The sequence below is a fragment of the Paenibacillus sp. P36 genome, from assembly GCF_045866505.1.
Lineage (GTDB): Bacteria > Bacillota > Bacilli > Paenibacillales > NBRC-103111 > Paenibacillus_E > Paenibacillus_E chondroitinus.
Map to the genome: position 1 here is coordinate 4,541,987 of NZ_AP038372.1, position 24,750 is coordinate 4,566,736.

Below are 24,750 nucleotides of genomic sequence, written 5' to 3' on the forward strand. Positions count from 1 at the left end.
AGCTCCAGGGCAGCGCTACCCTTTCACCGCGCCAATCATAACCCCTTTGACAAAATAACGCTGAATAAATGGATACACGAACAAAATCGGCAGCACCGCACATAAAATCGCCGCAGCACGAACAGTCTCGGGCGTCACTTCGCGAAAAACATCGCTAACAACCATATCCGCCGACCTCTCGTCCGTGACCAGTTGGAGCAGAAACATTTGAAGGGGCATCCAACTGCGATCGGTAATATACATCATGGCCTGGAAAAATTGATTCCAGTACCCAACGGCATAGAACATCCCCACAGTTGCAAGGGACGGAACCGAAAGCGGCAGGTAAATCGAAAACAGGATGCGAAAGTTCGAAGCGCCGTCCATCCGGGCCGATTCCTCCAACGCGTCTGGTACGCCAAGGAAAAAATTGCGAATAAGAATTAAATTAAACGGCGCCAGCGCACCGGGTAAAATCAATGCCCACAGCGAGTTGAGCAGCCCGACTCCTTTTACAACCAAATACGTCGGAATGAGTCCTCCACTGAAAAACATCGTAATGACGAACAATAGCATCATGAAGCGCGTGTAGGGCAGTCCTTTACGTGAAAGCGGATATGCCGCCAGCACCGTCAGCGCCATGGAGATGGCCGTGCCGACCACAGTGATAAAGATCGAATTGCCAAATGACGTGTAGAACTGCTTGTTGGACAGAACATAATCATATGAAATCGTTGTAAAACCTCGCGGCCACAGTAAAATATCTTTTGCCAGCACATGCGCCTCGCTGCTCAACGACTTGGCCGCAATATGGATAAATGGCAGAATCATCGTTAATGACAATAGTGTGAGCAGCCCCACGTTGATATAACTGAAGATGGTTTCTCCTTTTGAGCGGAGCATCTTTCCTCCCCCTTTCACTTTAATAGATCCCTTGCTCGCCCATGCGTCTGGCAATCGTATTCGCAAGTACAAGCAGGATACAGCCGATCACTGATTTGAACAAGCCTGCGGCCGTCGTCAAACCGAATTGCATCGTTCCAAGGCCTACACGGAATACATAGGTATCGATAATATCTCCGACATCATAGACGGTCGGATTGTACATAACCAGCACCTGCTCGAAGCCTGCATCCAGCACGTGCCCGATCCGCAGCAGGAGCAGAATGACGATGGTCGAGCGAATCCCCGGCAGCGAAATGTGCCAGATTTGCCGCAACCGGCCCGCGCCGTCCACCGCCGCTGCCTGAAATAATTCTTCATTGATGCCAAGAAGCGCCGCCAAGTAAATGATGGCTCCCCAGCCAATTTCCTTCCACGTATCGGAGAGGACCAGAATCCAGCGGAACATCTTCTCGTCCGACAAGAAGAAGATGGGCTCGAATCCCAAGGCTTGAATCAGTTTGTTCACGATGCCGCTGTTCGGCGACAGCAGATCGACGGCAATGCCTCCGATGACGACCCAGGAGATAAAATGCGGTAAATAGGTAACCGTCTGCACGGAGCGCTTGAATTTCTCCAGCCGGAGCTCGTTCAGCAGCAGCGCCAGCGCGATCGGTGCGGGGAACCCCACGATTAGCTTCATGAGACTGATTAGCAGCGTATTGCGGATAACACGCGGAAATTCATCGAACGTAAACAGCTCGCGAAAATATTGCAGGCCCACCCATTTGCTATGAAACACGCCCTGGATCAAGTTGTAGTCCTTGAAGGCGATAACAACGCCGTACATCGGTACATATTTGAAGACGATTAAGAAAATAAGTGCGGGAAGTACCATCAGATACAAATCCCAATACCTCAGCAGCGGATGTCTTTGAGCGCGTTTCTCCCGCTGCCGGGCTCGAATGGATGTCAGCGGTGCAGCCTTCATGTTGTCTCTCCTCTCTTGCAAGCGTTTTAATTAGGGATGAGACTATCATAGCCGCTTTTTCGATCTTTTCGTATTCACCTTCTTTTACTATCGTTGCAACTTTTTTTACTTATTCGTCCATGCCCAGCAAAAAGAAAGAAGCCGACGCCCGGCTCCTCTCCTCTGCTACTTATTCATCTCACTTGGCTTGACGCCCCAAAATTTCTGAAAGCTCTTGGAAAAATAATTCACGTGCTTGTACCCGACCTGCTGGGCCACATCGTAGACTTTCAGCCCTTTCGCCAACAGTTCCTTCGCCTGCTCCATACGCAAGCGCAGCACATAGTCGGAGAACGATTCGCCGGTTACTTCCTTGAACGTCCGGCTCAAATACGAGTAATTGACATAGAGCTGACCGGCAACTGCGTACAAGCTGAGTTCATCCTCATGCAGCCGTTCTCGCGTATACCGAATCACTTCTTCGATGGTCAGCTGTGCGCCGGATTTGCGCTGACCGGTGATCGCTTCACTGATGCGCGCCGACATGCGGAGCAGCCATTCCTCAATTTGCTCTCGCGCAATCAACGCGCCAAAACTTTCGAAATACGCGTAATCCTCCCGTAGTGTCTCGTTCAGCGTCCAACCTTGTCCGTGTACGATGCCCGCAAGCAGGCACATCAAGCGCAGCAGTTGTTCTTTCGCCTCCGAGAGCGGCTTGTCCACTGCGAAGCCTTCTTCCATCAGACGAGCGACGATCGCCTGTCTGCGCTCCGCTTGACCGGACAAAATCGCGAGCTCCAGCTCTTTTTCCCACTGGCCGAGCTCGGCTTGCCGCTTCGCGCCGATGCTTGCGCCACGGTAAGGAATAGCCACATCGTGCCCAAGTACCATCCGCTCGAGCAACGCGGCGCGGCTATGCTTATACGCTAACGGCAACAGCTGAGACGTTGTCGCGATGGAACCGATGCCTGCGCTGGCCGTTAATTTCAAGCAATCCTTGACAGTGCCAATGAGCTGGGCTATGAGCTGATTAACCAGGCTATTCAGCTCATCTTCGCCGTAAGCCGGCGGTTTCATGAACAGGGCGACCACCATGCCGTCATCATCCTGAATGACCGCGCAATCTTCCCCTTCAAGTAAATCCCTCGCTATGGTATAAAGTGAGAACTGCACAAGCCCTCGGTCGTCCGCCTTAAACCGTTCATTGTGTCCAAGAATGGGGTCCATATCCACCGTCACCGGCAGCATGAAACTGCTCTGCCCCTCCAGCTTCAGATCGCGGCGGTGTCTATCGACTTCCCATTCCGCATAACGGCCATTGAGCCAGCCCTTGTAGAACATCATTTTCAGATGCGGCATATGCTCCTGCCACCGGCTTTCCAATTGTGCAAGATGGTAGGCTTCTCCCAGCTCCTTCTCGCGCTGTGCCTTCGCTTCCAACACCGCACCCGCAATCTCCTCATTGTCCGCCGGCTTGACTAAATATTTCAGCACACCGTGCTCGATCCCTTGCCGTGCGTATTCGAAATCATCGTAGCCGGTCAGGATGATTAACTTAATGGATGGCATTTGCCGCCTCACTTCACCGGCAAGTTCAAGGCCGCTCATTTCCGGCATTTGAATGTCCGTCAAGATAATGTCGACATGGTCGCTGCGCACAACAGCCAGCGCTTCTCCGCCCGTCGATACGGCATCGACCAGCTCCACCCCCAGTTCCTGCCAGTCTATTCCCTCAGCTAAACGCTCTCGAACATGCGGTTCATCTTCCACAATTAGCAGCCTCATAGCTTCTCCTCCTGTTTCACCGGAATGGTCAGAGAGACGGTCGTCCCTTGACCGAATACACTTTCAACCGTGACTTCAGCCTGCTCGCCATAATACAGCTTTAGACGGGATTTAACGTTTTTCAGTCCAAAATACGTCTTCGTCGGGCTTGCCTCTGCTTGCCGGTAGGACTGGCTCGTGATTAGACTCAGGGCTGCCTGGAGATCTGCTAGCTTCTCCGGTGGTATACCCTGCCCCGTATCCTTGACCTTTATGATCAGTCTGTCTGCCTCAAGTGAAGATTGAATGGACAATTCGCCGCCCTGACGATTGCGTTCAAGTCCATGCACGATCGCATTTTCCACAACGGGCTGCAAAATCAACTTGAGCAAAACAAGCGGCTTCGTTCGTTCATCAAGCTGAATGTGTACCGAGAAATGATCCGATCGCAGCTGCTGAACCCGAATGTAATACATGAGATGCTGAATCGTCTCCTCCAGGGTAAACGTCTCTCTCCCCTTACCCAAGCTGACGCGGAAAAATCGAGCCAGATTAATGACCATATCGCTAATCACATGCACTTTATGCTTCAGGGCGACCGAGTAGATGGAATCCAGCGTGTTATATAGAAAATGCGGATTAATCTGCGATTGCAGCAGACTGAATTCCGTCTTGGCAAGCCGCAGCTCTTTGGCATAATCCTCCTCAATCATTTGCCGTTGTGCTTCCGCCATGCGATTAAAGCCGTTCATCACATAGCCGAACTCATCCTTGCGACGATGTTTCACGCGGGCCGACAAGTTCCCCCCGCTGAACTGCTTGAACGCGCCGGACAGCTCGCGCAAAGGCTTCGCAATCGCGGCATAGACGAGCCACGCCGTCCAAACGGCCAGCACAATGCTAACGGCGATAATCCAGTAGGTGATTTGCTGGAGCTGATGCGAAAGCTTGAACAATTCCGCACGCGGCTGCTGCAGTTGAATCGACCAGAAGCCATCGCCTTCTTGAATGGACAGATCTTTTTTCTCCACACCGGAAGCAGCCGTCGACTGCTGCATATTTGTGTCCAGCACGAACTCCTCATTGTAATACAGCGTGATGTTCATATTTTCGGATGTTTGCAAGTGCTGAATAATTTGCCGAAAAGAGGACTTGTCCACGGCAAGAACGAGTACGTTGGGCTCCTTGTTGCGACTGAGCACATCGAGCAGCCTGGCAAAATAAATCGTATCCCGCGTCAAATAGTTGGATGCGCCCGAATTAGAGGCAGTAGGCACATATACGACCAGACCACCATTGGCGTCCAACGTCCTTTTGAACCACGTCTCCTGATTCACCCCTGGCCATTTAATGCCACCGGTAGCTGTGGAGAGACCATTTTCGCTGCTGCCATGCAAAATGAAGGCCTCCTTGATTGCGCCGTTCACATTGGTCAAGGCGGACAACTGCTGCTGCACCGTGTGAAGCTCATACAAGTGTGCGGGACTTAACGGATCGTCGATGTTGTTCCATACGTCCACAATCGTCGGATTCGAGCCGATCAGCAGCGTCTGTTGATCCATATTTTGCGTCAACTGCCCGATATATTCGAGCGTCGTCAGCAGCGCCCCCCGCGTTCGGTCGTTAATCTGTCCGTTCAAAATCCGCTGTGAGTAATCATTCGCAAAGAGGCTGACAAAAACAAGCGGCAGCAAAATGAGCAAAAACGTGCCGGTCAACTTAAATTGAATCGAATGCAATCGATTGAATATCATCATGGCCGTCGCTGCACCTCCCGTATGAGAGACGAGGGCGGGTAACCCATCATTTTTTTGAAAACACGGTTAAAATGCGCCTGGTCGCTGTAGCCAAGAAAGTCGGAAACCTCACGAATGGTCATTCGGGTATTGAGAATGAGGTCCCGAGCCGCATGAACACGCACCTGGTGCATGTAGCTGATTGGCGTCAAGCCGGTCACTTCTTTGAACGACTGTGTCACATAATTTGGCGCTCGGTCCACGAGCTGCGCCAACTCCTCTATGCGAATCGGCTCCCGGTAATGCGCAGCGATATAGTTCTGTACCTCACTCATGAGCCGCAGCTTGACCGAAGTGAACCGGCTCTCGACCGTTTCTTGCAAGAAACCGCCCAGCAATTCATGCGCAATGCCGGTGCAGATCACATCCGCGTACATGCGCTGTCCGAACCACTGTTGCGTCAAAATAGCAAACCGCTGCTTCATATAGTCATAGCTGCGGGCTTTCAGCTTTAAATGCGTGCCTGCGTCCGCAAAAAGCTTGTGACCCTGCTCATTCAAATGGAAGTGGGCGGAATATTTCTGATGCGCGCCTTCCAGCGCGTTCTCTCCGGCGCGCATCACACCTTTGCGGATCAGGAGCAGATCACCTTTTTCCACCGTCAGCGTCTCGCCGTTCAACGTATAGTGCACGCGACCGTGCGTCATCAAGATCAAAATATCGGTTAATGTGCCCTCCTCCTCTTTATGCCATTTGGGGTCCATATCGTCCAAATACACGGATACCAGCTCCAGCATACCTTCTCTTCCTCCTGCCCTGAAAATGGAAGAAAGCCCTTCCATATTTTCTTAGAATCATTCAAATAGAAGTGGTTTCCTCAATGGTTTTCGCACGCAATTGCCTCTACAATGAAATCATAAACCAAGAAGGGATCTGAAGCAAATGACTTTATTCCCCGTCTCAGCAGTAGAAGCGCTGCCTGAGGGAAGCTTTAAAATTGTACAAGTCGGCAAGCGATCCGTCGGCGTGTATAACGTGAAAGGTGATTATTATGCGGTGCTCAACTACTGCCCTCATCAAGGTGCGGAATTGTGCAAAGGGCCTGTGTGCGGGACGACGCTGGAGTCGAATGTTTTTGAATTTATTTACGGGCGGGATCAGGAAATTGTCCGATGTCCGTGGCATGGCTGGGAGTTCGATCTCAAAACAGGAACCTCGCTGTTTAGCGAAAAAGTCCGGACCCGCAGCTATCCGGTGGTCGTGGAGAATGGAACGGTGCACCTTGTCATCGGTACAGAAACGAATATGGAGGAAACACGCGTATGAAGACGATAAATAGAATGCCAGTTATTGATTGCGATGTTCATAACCAGTTCCGCAGCGGCAAAGATCTCGTTCCTTATCTGGATGAACCGTGGCGCAGCCATGCCGCCAAATTTGGCATTCCTGGCGCAGGACTACCATACTCATCACCGATCGGCAATAAACGGAAAGATGCCGATCCGCCGAATGGCGGCCCCGTCGGTTCCGATCCTCTATATATGTTGGAGCATTATGTCGAACCGTTTAACGTTGAGTATGCGCTGCTGTGCTCGGATTCCGTCATTGGCGCATCAGGCTTTGCCGACGCTGACTATACCGCTGCCATCTGCCGCGCTTATAACGATTACTTAATTGCGGAATGGCTCCCGCAAAGTCCGAAATACAAGGGCTACATGTGCATCGGCACGCAAGACCCGCAGCAAGCGGCACGGGAAATTGACCGCATAGGCCCACATCCGGGCATTGTTGCGGTCAGCGTCACCGGCGGCTCGCAGATGCCATATGGACAGCGCTTCTTTCATCCGATCTATGAAGCTTGCGAGCGGCATGTCCTGCCGCTGGTTATCCATCCCGGTTCGGAAGGCGCCGGAATATTCAACGCTCCGACCTCCGTCGGTTACGTCTCCAACTATTTGCAGTGGCACACTTGCCTCTCCCAGACGTTCATGGCGCATCTCGTCAGCTTCGTCTGCGAAGGCGTGTTCGAGAAGTATCCGAACTTCAAAGTCGTGCTGTGCGAAGGCGGGGTTACATGGCTGCCGCCGCTGTTATGGCGACTAGACAAAAACTACAAGGCGCTTCGCTCTTCCGTTCCTTGGCTGAAGCGGCTGCCTAGCGAATATGTCCGCGACCATTGCTTCATCACTACGCAGCCAATCGAAGAACCGGACAATCCGAAACATCTGGCAGCGATGTTCGAGATGTTCGACGCCGAGAACATGCTGCTTTTCTCGAGCGACTATCCGCATTGGGATTTCGATGATCCGACGAAAATTCTGCGTTGGTTACCCGAGGATAAGCAGCGCAAAATTTTCAGCGAGAATGCGCGGAAGTTGTTCCGACTGTAGTGCCTGCATCTATGAAGCACTTATGACAAAAAAACGGGCAATCCGTCATCGCGGATTGCCCGTCACTTCTATTTTAACTTAGTTTGCACTAAGGTATTTTACAGCCCAAACGCCATAATCCGCTTTGAGCTTTGCTGCATCTTCCAGACTGATGGCACCAGCAGCGGCAAAACCGTTAATCTGTTGGTTAGCTTTTTTCAGCAGGTTATACAAGAGCGAATCCGGATCCTGATTGGCTGCTTGGGCTATACTTTGCCCTCCATCCAGATTCTTAAGCAAGTCATCGGTCTCGATGCCGGAGACTGAAGCCACATCATCGATAATCCGATCCGCGCGGTTCGCCAAATATTGCTTCGCATCCACTTGATCTTTGTAGCCCTTACGATTTATCGCATCCTGCACGAGGCTATCGGCATCCGACTCAGTTGCCGCTTGATCAGCAGCGTTGAGCCAGCCTTTCTGCACCGCCTGCTCGATATAAGCATGTGTATTCTGCTGCAAATAGCTGCTCAAGTCACTCTCATCCTTACCTGTTGCTTCTACTAGCGTATGATCATCTGCCAAGGACTGGCGCAGATCGGCTACAGCTGCTTCCGCATAATTCGCACTGTCTTCGACAAGAGCTTGAATGCTTTCCTCTGCAATCGCATGATTGCTGCTGCCATTAGCCGCTTGGCCGTATCCGTCTTGGTCAATGGCTTTGTCAATCGCCTCAGCCGCACTCTTCTTCAACTGATCTCGCAATTGAACGGAGAGATTGCCCGCATTCCATTCATTGTCCAAATCTCGGCTTACTGCATCCAAAAGCTGCGCGGATAAATCTGCGGATGCGAGGCCGGAAGCCGTCACCAAGCTTTGGCCTGCGGTTAATCCGTCCATGATATCCTGATAGTCTTTGCCTGCAAAAGCAGCTGCAGCTTGAATCATCATGTCAGGATCCAGCTTCTTGTTCAACAGCGCCTGGCCGTACTTCTCCATCCATGGCGTTGTTTGCTCGTCGTAGCCCTTCTTCTCAATGGTCTGCCAGATCTGATCCGCCCCGGAAATCGCAAGTTGGTCGCGTTGATCGGCTTTCAAGGTTCCCGCACTAACAGCCGCATCCAAATCTCCACCCAGCAAGGTGTTCAAAGTGCTGTCTAACGCTTGCGCATCCATCCCGGTTGCCGCAGCAATCGAATCTCCGGATTGAAGCGCCTGCCGAATATCAGTTTCCGCAACAGCCGACGCCGTAGCAGCATCTGAGATGATATGGTTCAAGCGATTTTGGATTATGCTTTTTCCATCTTTAGGCAGGTACGAAGCCGCATTAGCTCCAGGCCAAGATTGCTGGACCCAGCTCGCTATACCCTCTTTGAACTGCTGCTGAAGATTAGCAGCTTCTTCGTCCGTAAGAGTCCCTTGCTTAACCTCATTACTAATATCAATCCCAAACTGCTCAATAAGCGACGATGATAGCTCTGATAAGGCAAGACCTGAAGCGGTCGCCAAGCTTGATCCATTATGTAACAAATCGCTAAAATCACTCGTATTTATCTTGGCAGCTTCTGCTGTATGCACATCGAGCTTGCTTAACCAGTTGTTCAAGAACATGCTGCTAAAATCTATAGTTGCCGCCTGCGCATCAGGTTTCTCTGTAGTCGTCTGCGCCGTTGAATTTGCACCAGTCACTGCTTCATCCGCATATGCTCCCCGCGGAAGCACGATTCCACTTGCGGATGCGGCCAAAATGGCAGCACCCATTAATACCATCAGTTGTTTTCTCATCCTACTCTTCACCTCTCCGATCATTTCGGTATGTCACTTGCTTTCGACATAATGAAGTATAGGCGTGTTTCCTGAACTTTACATGAACCAATCCTTAAACTGGAATAATTTCCCGGTTAAAATCAGCTTAATTTCTGCAAGTCCATGCTAAAAATAAGCTGAAATTTCTTCCTTCACAGCGACTTGATGAGTTGAAGACGATTTTGCAGGATCGCTATGTTGTGAAATAATGTCCTTGCTCCAGATCTGCGAGAAGTCCCTGTTGGACAGGCTTCCAGCCGAGCAGTCCCTTCGTCTCTTCACTTGATCTTGCTAAGTCAAGCGACGCGACCATACCTAGAAAACCGAAGATCGCTTGTGCCTCTTCCCGCGGGATGCTGACTACCGGCACACCCAGGTAGCGGCCTATAACGCCGGCAATGTCACGGAACGGAATGCCTTCGTCGTCCACGCCATCCAGTCGTGAGCCAGCGGGCGCAGTTTCTACCGCGAGGCGGAACAAAACTGCCGCATCCAAACGATGAATCGCTGGCCAACGGTTTGTGCCGTCTCCAATGTAAGCAGAAGAGCCTCTTTCTTTGGCGATCCGAATTAATTGCGGCACGAAGCCTTTATCTCCTTCTCCATGAACGGACGGTGCAAGCGAAACGATCGATGCTCGCACGCCTTTTTCTATAAACGAAAGTGCTGCATCCTCCGATGCTTTACCATTCGCATGAGCTGTGATAATAAGTGGTTTATTAGAGCCTGCAAGAGCCTCTCCCATTGCTTCAATAGCGCGAAGATCCGTTGCCAGTGATGCGGTGAAATTAGTGAAATCGTGGTTAAAAGCCAGATGAATAACTCCGTCTGAAGTTGCTGCACGGCTGCGCAGTAAATCCAGATCCTCTAAAACACCGTGAGCTACTTCAGCTCCCATGTTTTCTAATACTTGAGCACCACTCTCTGAACGGGTCAGACCAACTACCTGATGTCCCGCACCGATGAGTTCGCGAACAACAGCTGTACCAATATAACCTGCTGCACCTGTAACAAATATACGCATAATCGTTTACGCCTCCTTAAGTAATTGACGAAGATATGTCTCTAGTCTAAACTATGAAGTGAACTCTAAGGCAAGCGTTTGGAGGTAGAATTATTTGTGAAAATTCAAGAATTAGCTGACTTGATGGGTTTAACCCCCCACACCATTCGTTTTTATGAGAAAGAAGGCTTGCTTGACAGTAGGCATATTCAGCGAGAAAAGAATAATTACCGCAACTACTCGGACGAAGCCATTGAACGATTAAGGTTGATTAAGAAATTTCAAGGTATCGGCTGTTCGTTGGCTGAGCTGAAGACGATTTTGCAGGATCACGATACGAACACACGCACGAACCAAGAAGTAATAGAATGGATTCTTCAGAAAATCAATGAAATCGAACGCAAGAAGGAAGAATATGATCATATGCTTGTAACGCTGAATTGGATGCTGACATACAGGAAGCTGCTGAATGATGATCCACAGCAAGCCGAAGCTATGATGGCGGAATTACGTCTTCGGATGAATATCTAACATGCATATTTCAAAAAGAAAAGGGCTGCCACTTGGCAGCCCTTCTGTTTTATTTCACAACGATCGAAGTGACGAGATTATTCGAGCCGATCAATTCAACGAGATGGCCTTCACTGAATAAGCCCAAATTCCCTGACAAGCTGACACTCGGCGATACATTATAGAGCGTGTTTTGATCAGTGCCGTTAAGGTTTTGGGAAATCGTAATCGTCGCAATCACGCCTTGCGCGTTAACCGTTGTGCTTTTCAGATATCCATAAATATCAAATGACTGGTCAACGCCTGCGTTGCGCGTAACCTCAATGTAAATCACTTGATTGTTCGAAGTGCGCAGGTTCACAACATCACCGGCACGAAGATCGGACAAAGTGGCGCGCACGCCGTTGCGGTAAACAACCACATCAGGATGAACCGTGTAGTATGCAGGACTGCTGCTGCTTGTCGAAGTCACTTGCAGCACATTGTTGGAAACCGCAGCGTTCAGTGTTGCACTAGTGCTTAGCGTTTGTGCCATCTGTGTCACCTGAACATAAGTGACCAAGTTATTGGAAGTGCTGATGTTCACCACGTCCCCGATTTGCAGCGCGGAGCGGCTAGATTGAACGCCGTTGCGGTAAATGACAGCATTGGTATCCAGCGTATACGTCGTGTTCACTCCTGCTTTCATCAGCTGCAGTACGTTATCGTTCACAATTGCGCTGACTGTACCGCTGCTTGTTACAGGTGTCGCGGAAGTCGTTACGGAGATGTAGGTCACTTGGTTGTTCGCAATGCTCAGGCTGACCACATCCCCCACCCTGAGGTCGTAAGTGGTGATTCTAGTACCATCTCTGTACACAACAACGTTCGGATCAAGCGTCAACGAAGAAGATTGCGTGCCATTTGTAATCGTCAATGTATTATTTGTAACCGGCACACTAACTGAACCGTTATATAGAACTGTGCTCGGGTTCGAGTTCACCGGAGTCGTTACTTCAATGAACACAACCTGATTGTTAAAAAGGCTGAGTTTCACTTGGTCGCCTACTTGAATCGCAGATACGTTGACTTTAGCCCCATTCCGGTAAACAAAAACTTCCGGATGCAGCGCATACGAATACGTGCTGCCCGAACGCGTCAGGTTCAGTGTGCTGCCAGTTACAGCTGCATTCACTGTGCCTGTTAACGAGTTATTGTCCTGATCCGGCAGCTGTCCACCAACACGATCCAACAGTGCGGCAAGTTGTGCACGTGTTACCGGTTGGTTCGGTTTAAAGGTATTGTCTTCGAAGCCATCGACAAGCCCCCGCTCCCGCGCGACAGCGACATAACCAACTGATCCTGCAGGGATTTGCTTAGCGTCTGTAAACGGCAGCACCGTATTCATCTTGGCTTTGGCATCGGCGTCCAGCTTCAATGCTTTCACAAGCAGTGTCGTTGCCCACAGCCGGTCGCTGACTTTTTGAGGGTTGACCATGTCATCGCTTTCAGAGAACAGGTCATTCTCCAGTGCGACGGCAACGTAGCCGACAGCCCATGCAGGAATTTGATTAGCATCCTTAAAATTCAGCTTCGTACTCATCTTAGCCGGCGATTCCGCCTGATCGCGCAGCCCCATTAAACGAACAGCTGCTGTGATGGCCTCGATGCGGGATACCGTGTTTTGCGGCTTAAATGTGCCGTCGTCATAGCCCTCAAACACCCGCTTGGAAGCAAGGCTAGCAATATAACGCATCGCCCACTCCGAATTTTTCAAATCGTTGAACGTCAAATGCAGTTCAATTTTGTTATTACCTTTCCGGTCATCATCGTGTTTGCCTTTGTTTTTGTTATTGTTATTGTTATTGTTATAGCCTTCTGCCATTGCTGCCGTGCCGCTGCCTAGCATCATGACGAGTACAAGTCCTGCTGCGACTACCTTTTTCGAATGCAACATCCCGTTCCCTCTCCCTTATCATTGATATGATTCATGATAACTAATGATCAATCAAATGAATTCGGCAGGGTGGATAATTATGAGAGGGTGCGATTGAGTTTCTCGCGAGATTTTTTCTAATTTTTGAGTTGTTCCGCCAAACCGATTAAAAGTCCATCATTTCCACGAATGTAGCAGAGCCGATACGAGTCCCCGTACTGAACCACTTCACCAACGAGCTGAGCACCATGTTTAGTGACAAGTCTGGATACCACTTCCTCAAGATCTTCAACGGCGAACATGACGCGTAGATAACCGAGGGCATTTACTGGAGCAGTTCGGTGATCTGAAATCGTAGGTGGGGTGAGAAATCGCGAAAGTTCGATTCGGCTGTGCCCATCTGGAGTAATCATCATAGCAATCTCTACACACTGTGAACCCAGTCCAGTCACGCGACCAGCCCATTCACCTTCGACTGTAGCTCGTCCTTCGAGCTTCAAGCCAATCTCCTCGAAGAAAGAAATTGCGTCATCAAGTGATTCTACAACGATGCCGACATTGTCCATTCTTAGTAATTTGCTTTTCGCCATGGTTATCTCCTTGTATGTATAAATTTATTTTCTTATCAACTGCATATTTATTCTATCAAAAATTAGATCCATTAGAGGTACTGTCCTCATATCCCCAAAATTCTAGAAGGCGCTTATTTTCTTTAATATCATCGTTGGTTAAACGGCCCAATTTCAGTTTTGCTAGTAATAGAACGTGATGACTATCTGTGTAATTAAAGTCTTTGTAGATCTCCTGATTTTTCTTATGGAATAAATGTATTTGTTCAGTTAATTCAAAGTATGGCAATGTGCCTGATTTCCAATCCAAAAAAGATTGGTACAAGGGCTCCAATGCTTGTTCACTTACCAATTTGTGATATTCGTCAATAATTTCACGCTCTTGCTGTCGTTTTTGTTGCTTAGGAGTTAGTTTGTTCTCCAAGTTACTTCCCCCTACTCTTTCTTGAAATAATGAGAAATTGTACATGTTCAATAGATAGTCACTCGATATTTACATTCACAGTATACCAAATAGGAGTAATAACTAAATACAACCAATGGCAATTCATCGCCGAAACATTTCATCCCCACATGCGTTAATGTATATATCCTGTAATTCGACTCTGAAGAGCATTGGAGGAAACCTTGTATGCGAAAACAAACGCTTACCTTGCTATCCGCAATCCTGCTTAGCGGATTGGTCTTCAACAAAGGCGTGCATGCCGCTGATTCGAACTCCACACTGCTTCCATTACCTATCGAACTCGTTTTAAACGAACAACTTACGCCTGTGTATGATTCAATCGAAGGTCAGCAGCTATATTTCGCCTCACCTCAAGTTGTGAAGGTCGGTGGAGCGGAACCGGGCTGGGATCGTAAACTGATTCAAAATCATGAGGCTGTCTGGTTCGAAATTCAGACATCTGACGGTGATCGCTGGGTCCACCTGCAAAACCCCGAGTTTCGGGAAGACTTCTATCAACATATCCTGCTGACCGAGAAGGAGAGCTTCTATAATGACCAAACTCTTGGCTCTCGTAGCGCGGGGTCCGTTTCTCCTCAACTGCTGCGCGTCCTATATGGTGTTGATGGCAATTATTTGATCCAAACCTGGCTCGGTTATCGGTGGATGCGTCCACAGCACCCTATCATTGACGACGTGCAAACGTATGGTGCGAACAGCTCAGGCATGTCGTTTGAATTAACGACGACTTCACCAATGTTCGATTCGCCGGACACCGGCAGTCATGTACTAGGCTGGCTTGCCCCTCAGTGGTTCACATCGAAAATCGTATGGAACGATTGGTACTATGTGGATACTTGGGATGGCCCTCACTGGGTTAACCCAAAAGTCGGGTATCCTGCGGATTTGCGCAGCGAAGAAACGACGCTTAGATTAGACGAACCGGCGATTGTTTACGAACATCCTAATAAAGCGGCCCGCGTTCTTGGCTCTCTTGCTCCTCAGACCATTAACACTTTCGAGCATGGTGGCGGCTGGCATCATATTCATAGCTCGTGGCTCGGCGATTCATGGGTATACGCTGTGAAGCAGGACCAGGATCCCGATGCTTACGTTCCCCCGACCAAGGTAGAGGTAAAACCGATTACAGTTGTCAATTCCTCTAAAATGATGACCGAACTCGGGTCCGGTGTGCGAAATTATCCGTTTGATTTGACGGTTCTTGTTAAGAACGAGGCCGGCAATATTTCTAGCGAGGCTTTTCAACCTTATGGAAAAAATGTCGGCATTCAATTCACAATTCGAAATGTCAGTGAGGAATCCCTTACGTTACAGTCCACGACCTCGTTCAAAATCGATATCTCCCGCCGGAACACGATAGATGGATCGTTGACGCTAGTTTGGTCCGGTCAAATCGATTCTCTGGATGGAAAATTGGCAAGTGGCGAAATACATTCGCTAGACTTTCTCTGGGACCAGAAAGATTCCGCCGGGAAGCAAGTTCCTTTTGGCGAATATTCCGTTGAAATCAAATTGCCGATGAGCATCAGCTATACAAAAGATGGAGAAAAGGGCACGCTTCAGCGCGAAGACGCCGAGAGTGCGATGCTTACAAGCTTTCCGCTACGAATTCGCGCTGAGTGAGGACAATAAACTTTTAATAGGATGCCTGTTTGGCAAGCTCAGCCGCGTTCACCTGAACCGTTGCCGATTCTCGAAGCTGATCCCAGCGTTCTTGAAATTTTTGCTCAACGAGCTTGCGGTATACCTCATCCCGCACCATTGTGAAGGCTTTGACTCCTTCCTCGACCCGACTTTCGCAATAAATCATGACATAGCTGCCCTGATCGATAAGAATTGGGCTGTACTCGCCAGGCTGCAATTGGTTCGCCTGCTCGAATACGGCCTCCCGATATTTCAAAAAGCTGCGCTTATTCTCCTCATTTATCATCTCGTCAATAACTTGTATCGGTGCAGTTTCCGCTTGATTGGCAATTGCCTCAAGTTTGGCGCCGGAGACTGCTTCCTTGTATAGCGCCTGCATGCGTTTCAAGTCGCTTCCTGCCTCTGAGCTGATCGGCAGTTTCCACACTTTCAACCGGATGGTTGGCTGGATCGTATATGCTGCCAAGTCCAGCTGATAGGCTTGTTGTAGAGCAGCATCCGACGAATCCAACGTTTGAGCTGCCATTCTTTTTAACCCATTTTCCAATCGGGCGAACTCATCGGCGTAGAACGTTTGGTCCGAATATCGTTTGGGGCCATAGATAACCGCCTTCTCTTCTACAGCTTGCGCTCTCCGCTTGTTTTCCTTATCAAGATGGGCTTGAAAATCTGCAAACGAAGCGGAGGGGAGCAGTCCCTGCTTCACCCCTTCCAACTGCAAGACCTTGACTTGAATCGCCGTCTCGAGTTCATTGGTCTTCCGTCCAATCTGCGCTCCGGATTGAGAAACGGATAACTGTCCCGCAAGGCGATATTCTTCCAAGGTCATGGGCTCGCCGTTGACGGTTGCTACAATTCGGGCTTCCGATTGCTCTAGGCCTGCCTGCGGCGGCGTTACAATATGCTCATCAGGTACACGGGTACTGCAAGACGTGAGAACAAGCAAACCGAGAATAATCCGGCTGATTTGCACCGATACATTTCGCTTTCTATCCTTCATGTCTGAACCACTTCCCCTTCTTTAGAGAAACAGGACCCCCCGCCATACTGATCGGAGGGTCCTTATGTGCTGGCTTGCGTTATGGCACAGGCACAAGCTCCCATTGCTGATTGTAGCTGCCGCTAAACGGCCACTGAATAATCGGCGTACCGTCGGCTGTCGAGCCTCCCGAAATATCGACGGCTTTACCGCTTAGCTTACTAATGAGTTTGTAATAGCCTTCAGGGGAAGCGGCGGAAAGTTTCCACAGCTGATTGTCTCCGCCACTAAACGGCCACTGAATTATAGAAGCACCGTCAGTGGTGGAATACCCTGATAGATCGATCGCTTTACTGTTTAACTTACTGACGATTTTATAATTACCGCCACCCACATACACAATTTGCCACTGCTGATTATCCCCTCCGGTATAAGCCAGCTGCTGTAATTGAACGCCATCGGTATTGGAACTTCCCGGAATGCTTAAAGCTTTGCCGCTGTTTCTGCTAATGATTTTGTAATAAGAAGACGTGAATCCGCTGGCAATGCCTACGCCATTGTAGGCACCTCGATTCGTCGAACCGCTGGACGCCACGTTGTTGCCCCAGAAATCTTTGCCACCGTTATTGTTGACGAACACACCGGAGCCGATCGCCGGAGAGTCCTGCAGCAGTTTATACCCGTTTAATGAAGCCCGCCCGAGGTTCCCTGATCCCACATTTACAAATGCAGGGTCGGAGGTAAGTTTGTGTGACTCATTGGGTTCGGAAGAAGGATGATTGCCATAATAAAGATTATAATCCGAATTAATGCCTCTTAAATTGTAGCCGCCTGAACCCAGGTTATAGATAATATTGTTATACATCCACCAGCTGTTGGTTCCCCAATCGGCCGTGACAACGTCCGTCCACATGCCGCTGCCAATATAGAAATCGTTATTATAGGCTTGGAAATTCGTTGGATTACCCTGGCTGAATACTAGCAGTCCCCGCTTGTCATTTTGGGAAATATTATAACGAGCCGTCGTCTGATCGTTTTTGCCCGTTCCTGTCCCCATAATGAGCAGGAATCCGCCATCATTGTCATGGCTGTAGTTGTATTGAATAATCGTGTTTGTACAGCCGTAGTCGGCGTCGAAACCCGTTCCATCCAGCTCGGAATGCCCATTGTAAGACTCGTTATATTGAATCACGGTATTGTCGGCATCCCATGGCCAGATTCCTGCATTATAGCTGTTCGATCGCAAGTTAAACCCATTTACGGTGTTATATTGGACTATCGCTCCATCCGTCTGCTGGGGAACAATACCGTCGCCGCCGATCCCTTGTACGTAATTGTTAGAAATGACGACATTCGTACTCGGATACCAATTTGGTGAAGCCGTGCAGTTGACGTCTGTGCGGCACCAGAACGTTGACACGATGACGATGCCGGTGCGATCGACATCCGGTCCCACCGTATTTCCATCTATAAGCACATCATTGAATTTGGAAGGCGTCGTACCTTTAGATACAACCATGATTCCTGCGCTCCCATCCGCATCCTTGGTGTTATCACCCCAAACATCATGCACGTTATTATTCTTGATATAGATATGATTAAGCGTTCCTGCGCCATCGTTAACAACAAAGATGCCCCTGCGTTTCGAGTTGATTCCGTTGTAATTTTTCACTTCCAAATTGGTAATCTCCCAATAGCTCTGATTGTAGAGATACACCGTGGAATCGCCGCCATTGCCGTCAATTAACGGGTTGGAAGCGCTGCCATATTTGTCGATTACAATAGGCGCTCCGCTTGTTCCTGATCCAAGAGGGTGCAGTTGCCCGCTCCAGCTCCCACCGGCCTTGAACAGGATCCGATCCCCTGCTCCGAACGTTGTCGCATTGACCTTCGTCAATGTTTTCCAAGGCGTACTCGCCGACGTTCCGTTATTGGCGTCGTTCCCCGCCGGATCGACATAGTAGGTCGTATTAGCTGCATGTGCACGCCCCGCGCTCGCTACGCTTATACCAAGAAGCACAGCAAAGAGAATGATAAAGTAAACAATGGGGATGAACCTAAACCGAATTCCAGTCATCATGGATAATTCCCCCTAAATAAGTTTTTTCAAAAAAAGAATGCTGTCTGTTCAAGGAACGGGTATAATTTGCCACTGCTGATTACTGCTGCCGGAATACGGCCATTGCAGAACAGGAGCACCATTTGCTGTGGAACTGCCTGATACATCAAGCGCTTCACCGCTGTTACGATTGACAATTTTAAAATACCCTCCGCCAACATCCTGAATGCTCCACTGCTGATTATTGCCGCCATTGTATGGCCATTGGATTATGGATGCTCCGTTCGCCGTCGAGCTTCCGGCAACGTCAACCGCTTTGCCATTTTCATCGCTCACGATCTGGAAGTATCCGTCACCGGCATTTAGAATTTTCCACAGTTGATTTGTCGCTCCCGCGTAGGTCCATTGATCAAGCTGCGTTCCGTCAACAGTGGAGTGACTCGGAATATCCAAGGCCTTGCCGCTGTTACGATTCACTATTTTATAATGGGAAGATGTATTCGCAACCGACAGATTATCGAATTGAGCAGGGTTCCATCCGCTGCCGAGCCCCGCCATGCCGCTTCTGGAATGACTATCCGTGACCGAGGCGATTTGAACATTGTCGACATAGGCCGTGATCGAAGTTCCGACAAAAGACAGCTTGAGATTATGCCAACTATTGGCCGAAAAGCCGGAAACCGTTCCCGAAGCAAGCACACTATCTGCGCCTGATTCATAGCTGTACGGATCTCCGTAGCAGAGATACCAACTGCCGTTATCATAGATGCTTAACCGATAACCTTTGTAATCATTGATGTTACCACCTGCCAAAGGCCGGCCTACTCGACCGTAAATATTGACAGATCCTGCATTCTCAATCAAAACGTCTGCACTATAGTCATAATTCTGCCAACTCATATCTCCGAATTCCGTGAATGTGCTTGGGTTGGCAAAGTCTCCCCAACTGTTCCAAGGCAGCTGCGGCTTGAGAATCACTTGACGCAGCGCTTTGCCTGTACCTCCGCCATATTTGCCGCTGACCTCAAAAGCACCTTCAATATCATACAAATACTTAGGCGTCTGTCCTGCCGAGTAGCTGTCGAAGTTCTCCGTGTAGCTGCTGCCAAAAGGTTGATTGGCAGGAATGGCATGCGGCGAAGCGCCTTTCTGCTGACCTGTTGTGGTCGTAAAGGAATAAATCGCATTTGCTTCCAGAGGGATTGTGAACGAGCCGCCACTCGTCTGAATATCGGTCTGCTGCACAAATTGATCTGTACTATTGGATTTCCAGACATGAACAGTTCCCGTAGAAAGCCCGCCCGTCAGGTTAAAGGTCATCGTTTCCGACGTACCACCCGTCACGATCACAATGCTGTAATCATTGCTGTTCGGCTTTTTGAGCGTGACATACGAGCTGCCACCTTGCGTAATTCCGCTACCACTGTCCAAATACTGCCAACCTGGCTGCGCAAACTGCGTCGTATGTGCGGCCGCCCAGATCGCTGGCTTCACCATATAGTAGCCAGACCATGGCGTATTCGCCTCCATGATGCCGGAGTGAGCCCAATTCGTGTTGTCGTATTGTGAAGCAATGGCATGCCATACGTCTGTTTTTGTGATTTTGGCATTGATATAATTAAGATTTAACTCCTTGGCTAGCGCATAAGCACCGTTCCAATCCCCGATTCCTGTCCAGCCTTCGCTCTCCCAAATCGGCAGCCCGCTGTTCTGCGCTGTGCTTGTGGACGAACTGTTCACATAATGATAGCCGATGGCGGCGACGGCGTTTTTGAGTGCTGTGTCGCTTCCAAGTTGGTTTGCAAACGCCCAATCCGTACTCAGGATATCCGGAGCGATGATTTTAACATTGGATAACCCGTTCGCATTGAGCGTCGGCCGTAAAATATTGACGATATAGTCCCTAGCCTGCTGTGAAGTGCCGTTAAAGCTCTCGTTCTGGCTCCCGCCGATGTAATCCATATCATAGCCCCAGACGCTCTTCAGCCCTTTCAAATAACTGACCAAATAGTCGGCATTGTCTTGCGACCACAAGCTGCCTACCCAGCCGGGCGCTCCCCACTCCAGGCCGTACAGCTTGATGTTCGGATTCCTCTTTTTGGCTTCGTTAATCAACCAAGTTTCATATCCCCTTGTCATATTCGGATTTGCGTTCTCGGCTCTGGTCCTCGCATGACTAGGTTCCGTTCCACTTGTGGAATTGATATCCCCGCCGATTTCGACCTTCAGTTCCTGATAAGAGGCTCCGAAGTTCGGCTTGAAGAGGTAATCCAAAATTTCACTGCGATAAGGCTCCGGGTAATCAATGAGCAGCTTGGTGTTGCCTCCACCACCGCTAAGTACACCTTCACCTTCAAAAATCCTCCCCGCCCCGGCTCCATTAATCGTGACGGTTGTGCTGCCTGCTGCGTTCGCCCCTGTGCTGAAACAGATCGAAGACAGCAATAACCCGCAAGCCAGCATACATTTAAGCGCTTTCATTTTCATTGTCTCCCCTTTCAGGAAATGAATTATGAGTATAGAGCGCATTCCGACATATTCGGAACGCGCTCTGAACTACCTACTTTATCCCTCTCTTCGTTACTTCATCATTTACTTCTTGAATCGCACTTTGTACGCCTTTGGCATTGTAGCCTTTGACCATTTCCTTCCATTGGGTAACCGGATCATCTTTGCCCAAAATCACCTTCACAATATCATCTGGCACGTTTAGCGAGCCGAGTTTATTTTTCGCCGGTGTAGAGAGCAGCATCACATCGAAATTAATCGGCGCAGGGGAATCCTCGTTTTTGAATTTATTGAAAGACGCAACTAGATCGTCTTGAATCGCATTCATTTCACTGTCGGAGCTCACGACAACTTTCCCCGTCAGACGCAAGCCATTGTTCCACGCGCCCAGAAAGGCCATATTTTTCGTAATCGGGTATTTATCCGCAATCTTTTCGTTCTCTTTCAACAAGGAAACGGACTTTCCGTTCTCTGTTTTATAATCGACATTCTCTACCCCATTGGTCGCTTTGAACAAATACGCGTCAGAAACCATATAATCCAGCAGTTTCAGCGCGCGGGCAAATTTCTCGTCACTCAGCGAGTTGGGGAAGTAGGCTTCCGACCAATATGGCGTCTCCACGAAGGAATAACGCTTACCGTCCGGGGATTTCCAGATATTCATAAAGCCTACGGATTTCGATGGGCTGACACCTGGGTTGGCCTTTTTAAACTGCTCCACTTTATCACTGGAGAAATCCTGCATACCGTATAACGCAAAGCTTTGTCCGGCTAAAAATTTGGAGACGCCATCCGCATCCTTTTGAATCGCAAAATCCTTGTCAAGCAAGCCGTCTGTGTAGAGCGTGCGAAGCTGCTGAATGCCTGTGTAAGCTTTCTCGGAAACGAATGAAGGAATCCATTTCCCTTCTTCCTTCACCCAAGATTTCACATTCGTCATTTCCGGAAAACTGCCAAGAAACTGTGTCAGCAAATAGGCCTTATTCTGAATGGTGATACCTGTAACACCAGGGTGCTTGGCCATCACCGCCTTCGTCATCGCCATGAACTCATCGAAACTGGCCGGATCTTTCGTATAACCGGCTTCTGTAGCCCAATCCTTCCTATAACGGATCGGGCGATCCAAGATCCAGTCTCCGGAATCCGCATATGTCATGCGTGGAATCATATAAAATTTCCCATTGATTTTGAGCGGCTGCACCGAAGGATGCGATAAGATTTTTTTCAGATTCGGATAGGCGCTCAAATCGTCAGGGATTGGCTTAATGACGCCTTGCTTAGCCCATGTCTCATATAGGCCTGGGTTGTCGGTGGCAAGTGCATTCACAAAAATATCCGGAAGCTGATTGGATGCCGCCCATACTTTGATTTTATCCTGCCAGTCGTTCCAAGTGATTTGCACCGGTTTGACAGTCATGTTGAATTGCTTGGCCAAATCGGTATACACCGTATCGTTCTTGGCATTCGCATCGTCGAATCCGGTTTGAATATCCCAGATGGCGACGCTTAAATCCAGCTGTTTGTCCCCTCCTGCATCCACATTTGCAGCTACGGTAGGCGAGGGATTTGTCTCGACTTTGTTCTCCCCACCTTTGCTGCAACCCGACAATGCCGCTACAACCGTTAGAACGGTCGCCCCCATAATTAGTTCCTTTCTCATTTTCACGTTGTAAGCCTCCTCCACTTCATTAACTAATACATCTATAATAAAGGAAAATCCTCTATTAACCTTTCACAGAGCCAATCATAATACCGGCATTGAAGTACTTCTGGATAAAAGGATAGATCATAAAGATCGGTACGGCAGAAATAATGATCATCGCCGCTTTCGCCGATTCCATGTACACGTTCTGAACGCCTGCTGCGAGCTGTGCCCCTGTCGTATTGGAGATCACTTGGCTGAGATTCGTAATCGCATCCCGCAGAACAAGCTGCAAGGGCTGTAAGCCTGTATCATTTATAAACAACATCGGCAGCCACCATTCATTCCAGCGGTCAACCGCGTAGAACAAAGTAATTGTCGCTATGATCGGCAAGGACACGGGGACGACGATTTGAACCAGGATGCGCAGGTCGTTCGCGCCATCGATTTTGGCTGACTCTTCAAGCGCCGGACTAATCGTACCGAAGAAATTTTTCATCAGAATTAAATTGAACGAATTAACGGCGGCAGGCAAAATCATAACCAGCAAGTTATTTTGCAAATGAAGGCCTTGAATCGTTAAGTAATAAGGAATGAGGCCACCTGAGAAAAACATAGTCAAAATTACTCCCGTAAAAATAAAATTGCGCCCCGGCATCGACGATTTAGAAAGCGCGTAGGCGCCGGCTGCCGTAACGATCATGCTTACGCACGTACCAAGCACGGTTACGACAATCGAAATCATTAAGGCGTGAGTGATTTTCCCCTGCATGAAAATAAATCGATAGGCTGAAATATCCAGCGTCTTGGGGAACAAGAGCACACTGCCGCTTTTGGCATCCAGAATGGTTGAAAAGGAAAGTACCAGCGTCTGATAAAAGGGAAACAAGGTCACGATTGCGCCCAAGCCTAATAATAATGTGATGAGAATATGTGAAGCCTTCGCCCGATTCAATATAACCCCTCCTCTTTCAGGACATGCTTGACAATGAAATTCGCCCCGAATAATAACAAAAAGTTGATGACAGATTTCAAGAGTCCTACCGTCGTTGAAAACCCGAAGCCTGTTGCATCCGTAAAAGCGCTCCGATACACAAAGGTATCGAGAATATCAGAACGTTCATATACGGCCGGATTATACATATTAAAGATTTGATCGAATCCGCCATTCATAATGCCGCCGACGGCGAGAATCAGCAGAATTGCTGCCGTAGAGCGAAGCACAGGCCAAGTAATCGCCTTTAACTGTTGAAACCGGTTGGCACCATCGATGGCTGAAGCTTCATAAAGCTCCGGATTAATACCCGAGATCGCTGCGAGATAAATAATGGAAGACCAACCTGCTTCCTTCCAAACGTTGGAGGCGAACACCAAACCCAGAAACGATCCATTTGATGTAAGTACGTTGTTTTTTTCCATCCCCAGCAATTGAAGAAGTTGATTCACTACGCCCTGATCGCTGAGCAGACTGGTGATAATGCCGCTGAGCACAACCCAGCTTATGAAATGGGGAAACGTAAAGACCGTTTGATACACTCTTTTCAGCCTGCCGTTTCTGATTTCGTTCAGCATAATGGCGAGCACAATTGGAATGGGAAATTCAATGATCAATCGTCCAAGGTTGATGAACAACGTGTTTCTAAATGCTTTCACAAAATCCGGGTTATGAAACACATCCTTGAAATTTTGAAAATTGTTCCAGGGACTCCCCAGAATGCCTAGTGAGTAATTGAAATCCTTGAACGCCAAGGTGACACCGTACATTGGAATGTAGGCAAAAATGACGTAAAAGAGGATAAGCGGGAATACCATCAAGTAAAAATACTTGTGCCTGATGATCTCTCGCATCTTGATCTTGCGGTATCCTGCTTGCTGAACGACGCGGCTTTTTCCGCTAACCTGATTGACCATGTTATGTTGCTGCAATCCTCTCGCCTCCCGTTTGGTTC

Annotated in this window: 20 protein-coding genes; 4 read left to right on the top strand and 16 right to left on the bottom strand. The window is 49.0% G+C overall.

The window, feature by feature from the left end; translation table 11 throughout:
* Positions 1 to 15: 15 nt before the first annotated feature.
* The 5 genes from ACKTT9_RS20385 to ACKTT9_RS20405 form a co-directional block, all read right to left on the bottom strand.
* Positions 16 to 882: a carbohydrate ABC transporter permease gene (locus ACKTT9_RS20385; RefSeq protein ID WP_407867341.1), complete on the bottom strand. Its 867-nt coding sequence runs from the start codon at positions 880 to 882 to the stop codon at positions 16 to 18.
* A 19-nt stretch (positions 883 to 901) separates the two neighbouring features.
* Positions 902 to 1,852 carry an ABC transporter permease gene (locus ACKTT9_RS20390; protein WP_407867342.1) on the bottom strand — a complete coding sequence of 317 codons (951 nt, stop codon included), beginning with the start codon at positions 1,850 to 1,852 and terminating at the stop codon, positions 902 to 904.
* Positions 1,853 to 2,017: 165 nt separating this feature from the next.
* A complete protein-coding gene (locus tag ACKTT9_RS20395) occupies positions 2,018 to 3,616 on the bottom strand; it encodes a response regulator (RefSeq protein WP_407867343.1) in 1,599 nt (532 codons plus the stop codon).
* Positions 3,613 to 5,352 (bottom strand): sensor histidine kinase, encoded by a 1,740-nt coding sequence (locus tag ACKTT9_RS20400; protein ID WP_407867344.1) that lies wholly within the window; start codon positions 5,350 to 5,352, stop codon positions 3,613 to 3,615. The genes ACKTT9_RS20395 and ACKTT9_RS20400 overlap by 4 nt, the downstream gene beginning before the upstream one ends.
* A complete protein-coding gene (locus ACKTT9_RS20405; RefSeq protein ID WP_407867345.1) occupies positions 5,349 to 6,128 on the bottom strand; it encodes a helix-turn-helix transcriptional regulator in 780 nt (259 codons plus the stop codon). The genes ACKTT9_RS20400 and ACKTT9_RS20405 overlap by 4 nt, the downstream gene beginning before the upstream one ends.
* Positions 6,129 to 6,273: 145 nt before the next feature.
* Between ACKTT9_RS20405 and ACKTT9_RS20410 the strand changes: the two genes are divergently transcribed.
* Positions 6,274 to 6,657 carry a Rieske (2Fe-2S) protein gene (locus tag ACKTT9_RS20410; protein WP_407867346.1) on the top strand — a complete coding sequence of 128 codons (384 nt, stop codon included), beginning with the start codon at positions 6,274 to 6,276 and terminating at the stop codon, positions 6,655 to 6,657.
* On the top strand, positions 6,654 to 7,721 hold the full coding sequence (locus ACKTT9_RS20415; RefSeq protein ID WP_407867347.1) for an amidohydrolase family protein: 1,068 nt from the start codon (positions 6,654 to 6,656) through the stop codon (positions 7,719 to 7,721). The genes ACKTT9_RS20410 and ACKTT9_RS20415 overlap by 4 nt, the downstream gene beginning before the upstream one ends.
* Positions 7,722 to 7,799: 78 nt before the next feature.
* Here ACKTT9_RS20415 and ACKTT9_RS20420 read toward each other — a convergent pair whose 3' ends face one another.
* A complete protein-coding gene (locus tag ACKTT9_RS20420; RefSeq protein WP_407867348.1) occupies positions 7,800 to 9,485 on the bottom strand; it encodes a hypothetical protein in 1,686 nt (561 codons plus the stop codon).
* 214 nt (positions 9,486 to 9,699) lie between these two features.
* The gene (locus ACKTT9_RS20425; protein ID WP_407867349.1) at positions 9,700 to 10,530 is read right to left on the bottom strand and encodes an SDR family oxidoreductase; all 831 of its coding nucleotides are present in this window, start codon (positions 10,528 to 10,530) and stop codon (positions 9,700 to 9,702) included.
* Between the two features lie 96 nt (positions 10,531 to 10,626).
* Here ACKTT9_RS20425 and ACKTT9_RS20430 point away from each other — a divergent pair, with 96 nt between their 5' ends.
* Positions 10,627 to 11,040, top strand: coding sequence for a MerR family transcriptional regulator (locus ACKTT9_RS20430; protein ID WP_407867350.1), 414 nt, complete (start codon positions 10,627 to 10,629; stop codon positions 11,038 to 11,040).
* A gap of 49 nt (positions 11,041 to 11,089) precedes the next feature.
* Here the strand turns inward: ACKTT9_RS20430 and ACKTT9_RS20435 are convergent, their stop codons facing one another.
* The 3 genes from ACKTT9_RS20435 to ACKTT9_RS20445 all read right to left on the bottom strand — a co-directional run bounded on the left by ACKTT9_RS20435 (position 11,090) and on the right by ACKTT9_RS20445 (position 13,927).
* Positions 11,090 to 12,955 (bottom strand): S-layer homology domain-containing protein, encoded by a 1,866-nt coding sequence (locus ACKTT9_RS20435; RefSeq protein WP_407867351.1) that lies wholly within the window; start codon positions 12,953 to 12,955, stop codon positions 11,090 to 11,092.
* 116 nt (positions 12,956 to 13,071) lie between these two features.
* Positions 13,072 to 13,524 (bottom strand): VOC family protein, encoded by a 453-nt coding sequence (locus tag ACKTT9_RS20440; RefSeq protein WP_407867352.1) that lies wholly within the window; start codon positions 13,522 to 13,524, stop codon positions 13,072 to 13,074.
* Between the two features lie 55 nt (positions 13,525 to 13,579).
* Positions 13,580 to 13,927: a hypothetical protein gene (locus ACKTT9_RS20445; RefSeq protein ID WP_407867353.1), complete on the bottom strand. Its 348-nt coding sequence runs from the start codon at positions 13,925 to 13,927 to the stop codon at positions 13,580 to 13,582.
* Between the two features lie 207 nt (positions 13,928 to 14,134).
* On the opposite strand from ACKTT9_RS20445, the gene ACKTT9_RS20450 reads away from it, so the two are divergent.
* Complete coding sequence (locus ACKTT9_RS20450) at positions 14,135 to 15,592, top strand: hypothetical protein (RefSeq protein WP_407867354.1); 1,458 nt, start codon at positions 14,135 to 14,137, stop codon at positions 15,590 to 15,592.
* A gap of 13 nt (positions 15,593 to 15,605) precedes the next feature.
* Here ACKTT9_RS20450 and ACKTT9_RS20455 read toward each other — a convergent pair whose 3' ends face one another.
* From ACKTT9_RS20455 to ACKTT9_RS20480, 6 genes are all read right to left on the bottom strand, one after another.
* Positions 15,606 to 16,613, bottom strand: coding sequence for a hypothetical protein (locus ACKTT9_RS20455; protein WP_407867355.1), 1,008 nt, complete (start codon positions 16,611 to 16,613; stop codon positions 15,606 to 15,608).
* A 79-nt stretch (positions 16,614 to 16,692) separates the two neighbouring features.
* A complete protein-coding gene (locus tag ACKTT9_RS20460; RefSeq protein ID WP_407867356.1) occupies positions 16,693 to 18,672 on the bottom strand; it encodes an RICIN domain-containing protein in 1,980 nt (659 codons plus the stop codon).
* Between the two features lie 48 nt (positions 18,673 to 18,720).
* Positions 18,721 to 21,132: an RICIN domain-containing protein gene (locus ACKTT9_RS20465; RefSeq protein ID WP_407867357.1), complete on the bottom strand. Its 2,412-nt coding sequence runs from the start codon at positions 21,130 to 21,132 to the stop codon at positions 18,721 to 18,723.
* A 79-nt stretch (positions 21,133 to 21,211) separates the two neighbouring features.
* The gene (locus ACKTT9_RS20470) at positions 21,212 to 22,819 is read right to left on the bottom strand and encodes an extracellular solute-binding protein (protein ID WP_407873087.1); all 1,608 of its coding nucleotides are present in this window, start codon (positions 22,817 to 22,819) and stop codon (positions 21,212 to 21,214) included.
* Positions 22,820 to 22,883: 64 nt separating this feature from the next.
* Positions 22,884 to 23,756, bottom strand: coding sequence for a carbohydrate ABC transporter permease (locus ACKTT9_RS20475; protein WP_407867358.1), 873 nt, complete (start codon positions 23,754 to 23,756; stop codon positions 22,884 to 22,886).
* Entirely contained in the window at positions 23,753 to 24,727 is a 975-nt protein-coding gene (locus tag ACKTT9_RS20480) for an ABC transporter permease (protein ID WP_407867359.1), read from the bottom strand. Before ACKTT9_RS20480 ends, ACKTT9_RS20475 begins: the two co-directional genes overlap by 4 nt.
* Positions 24,728 to 24,750: the final 23 nt, after the last annotated feature.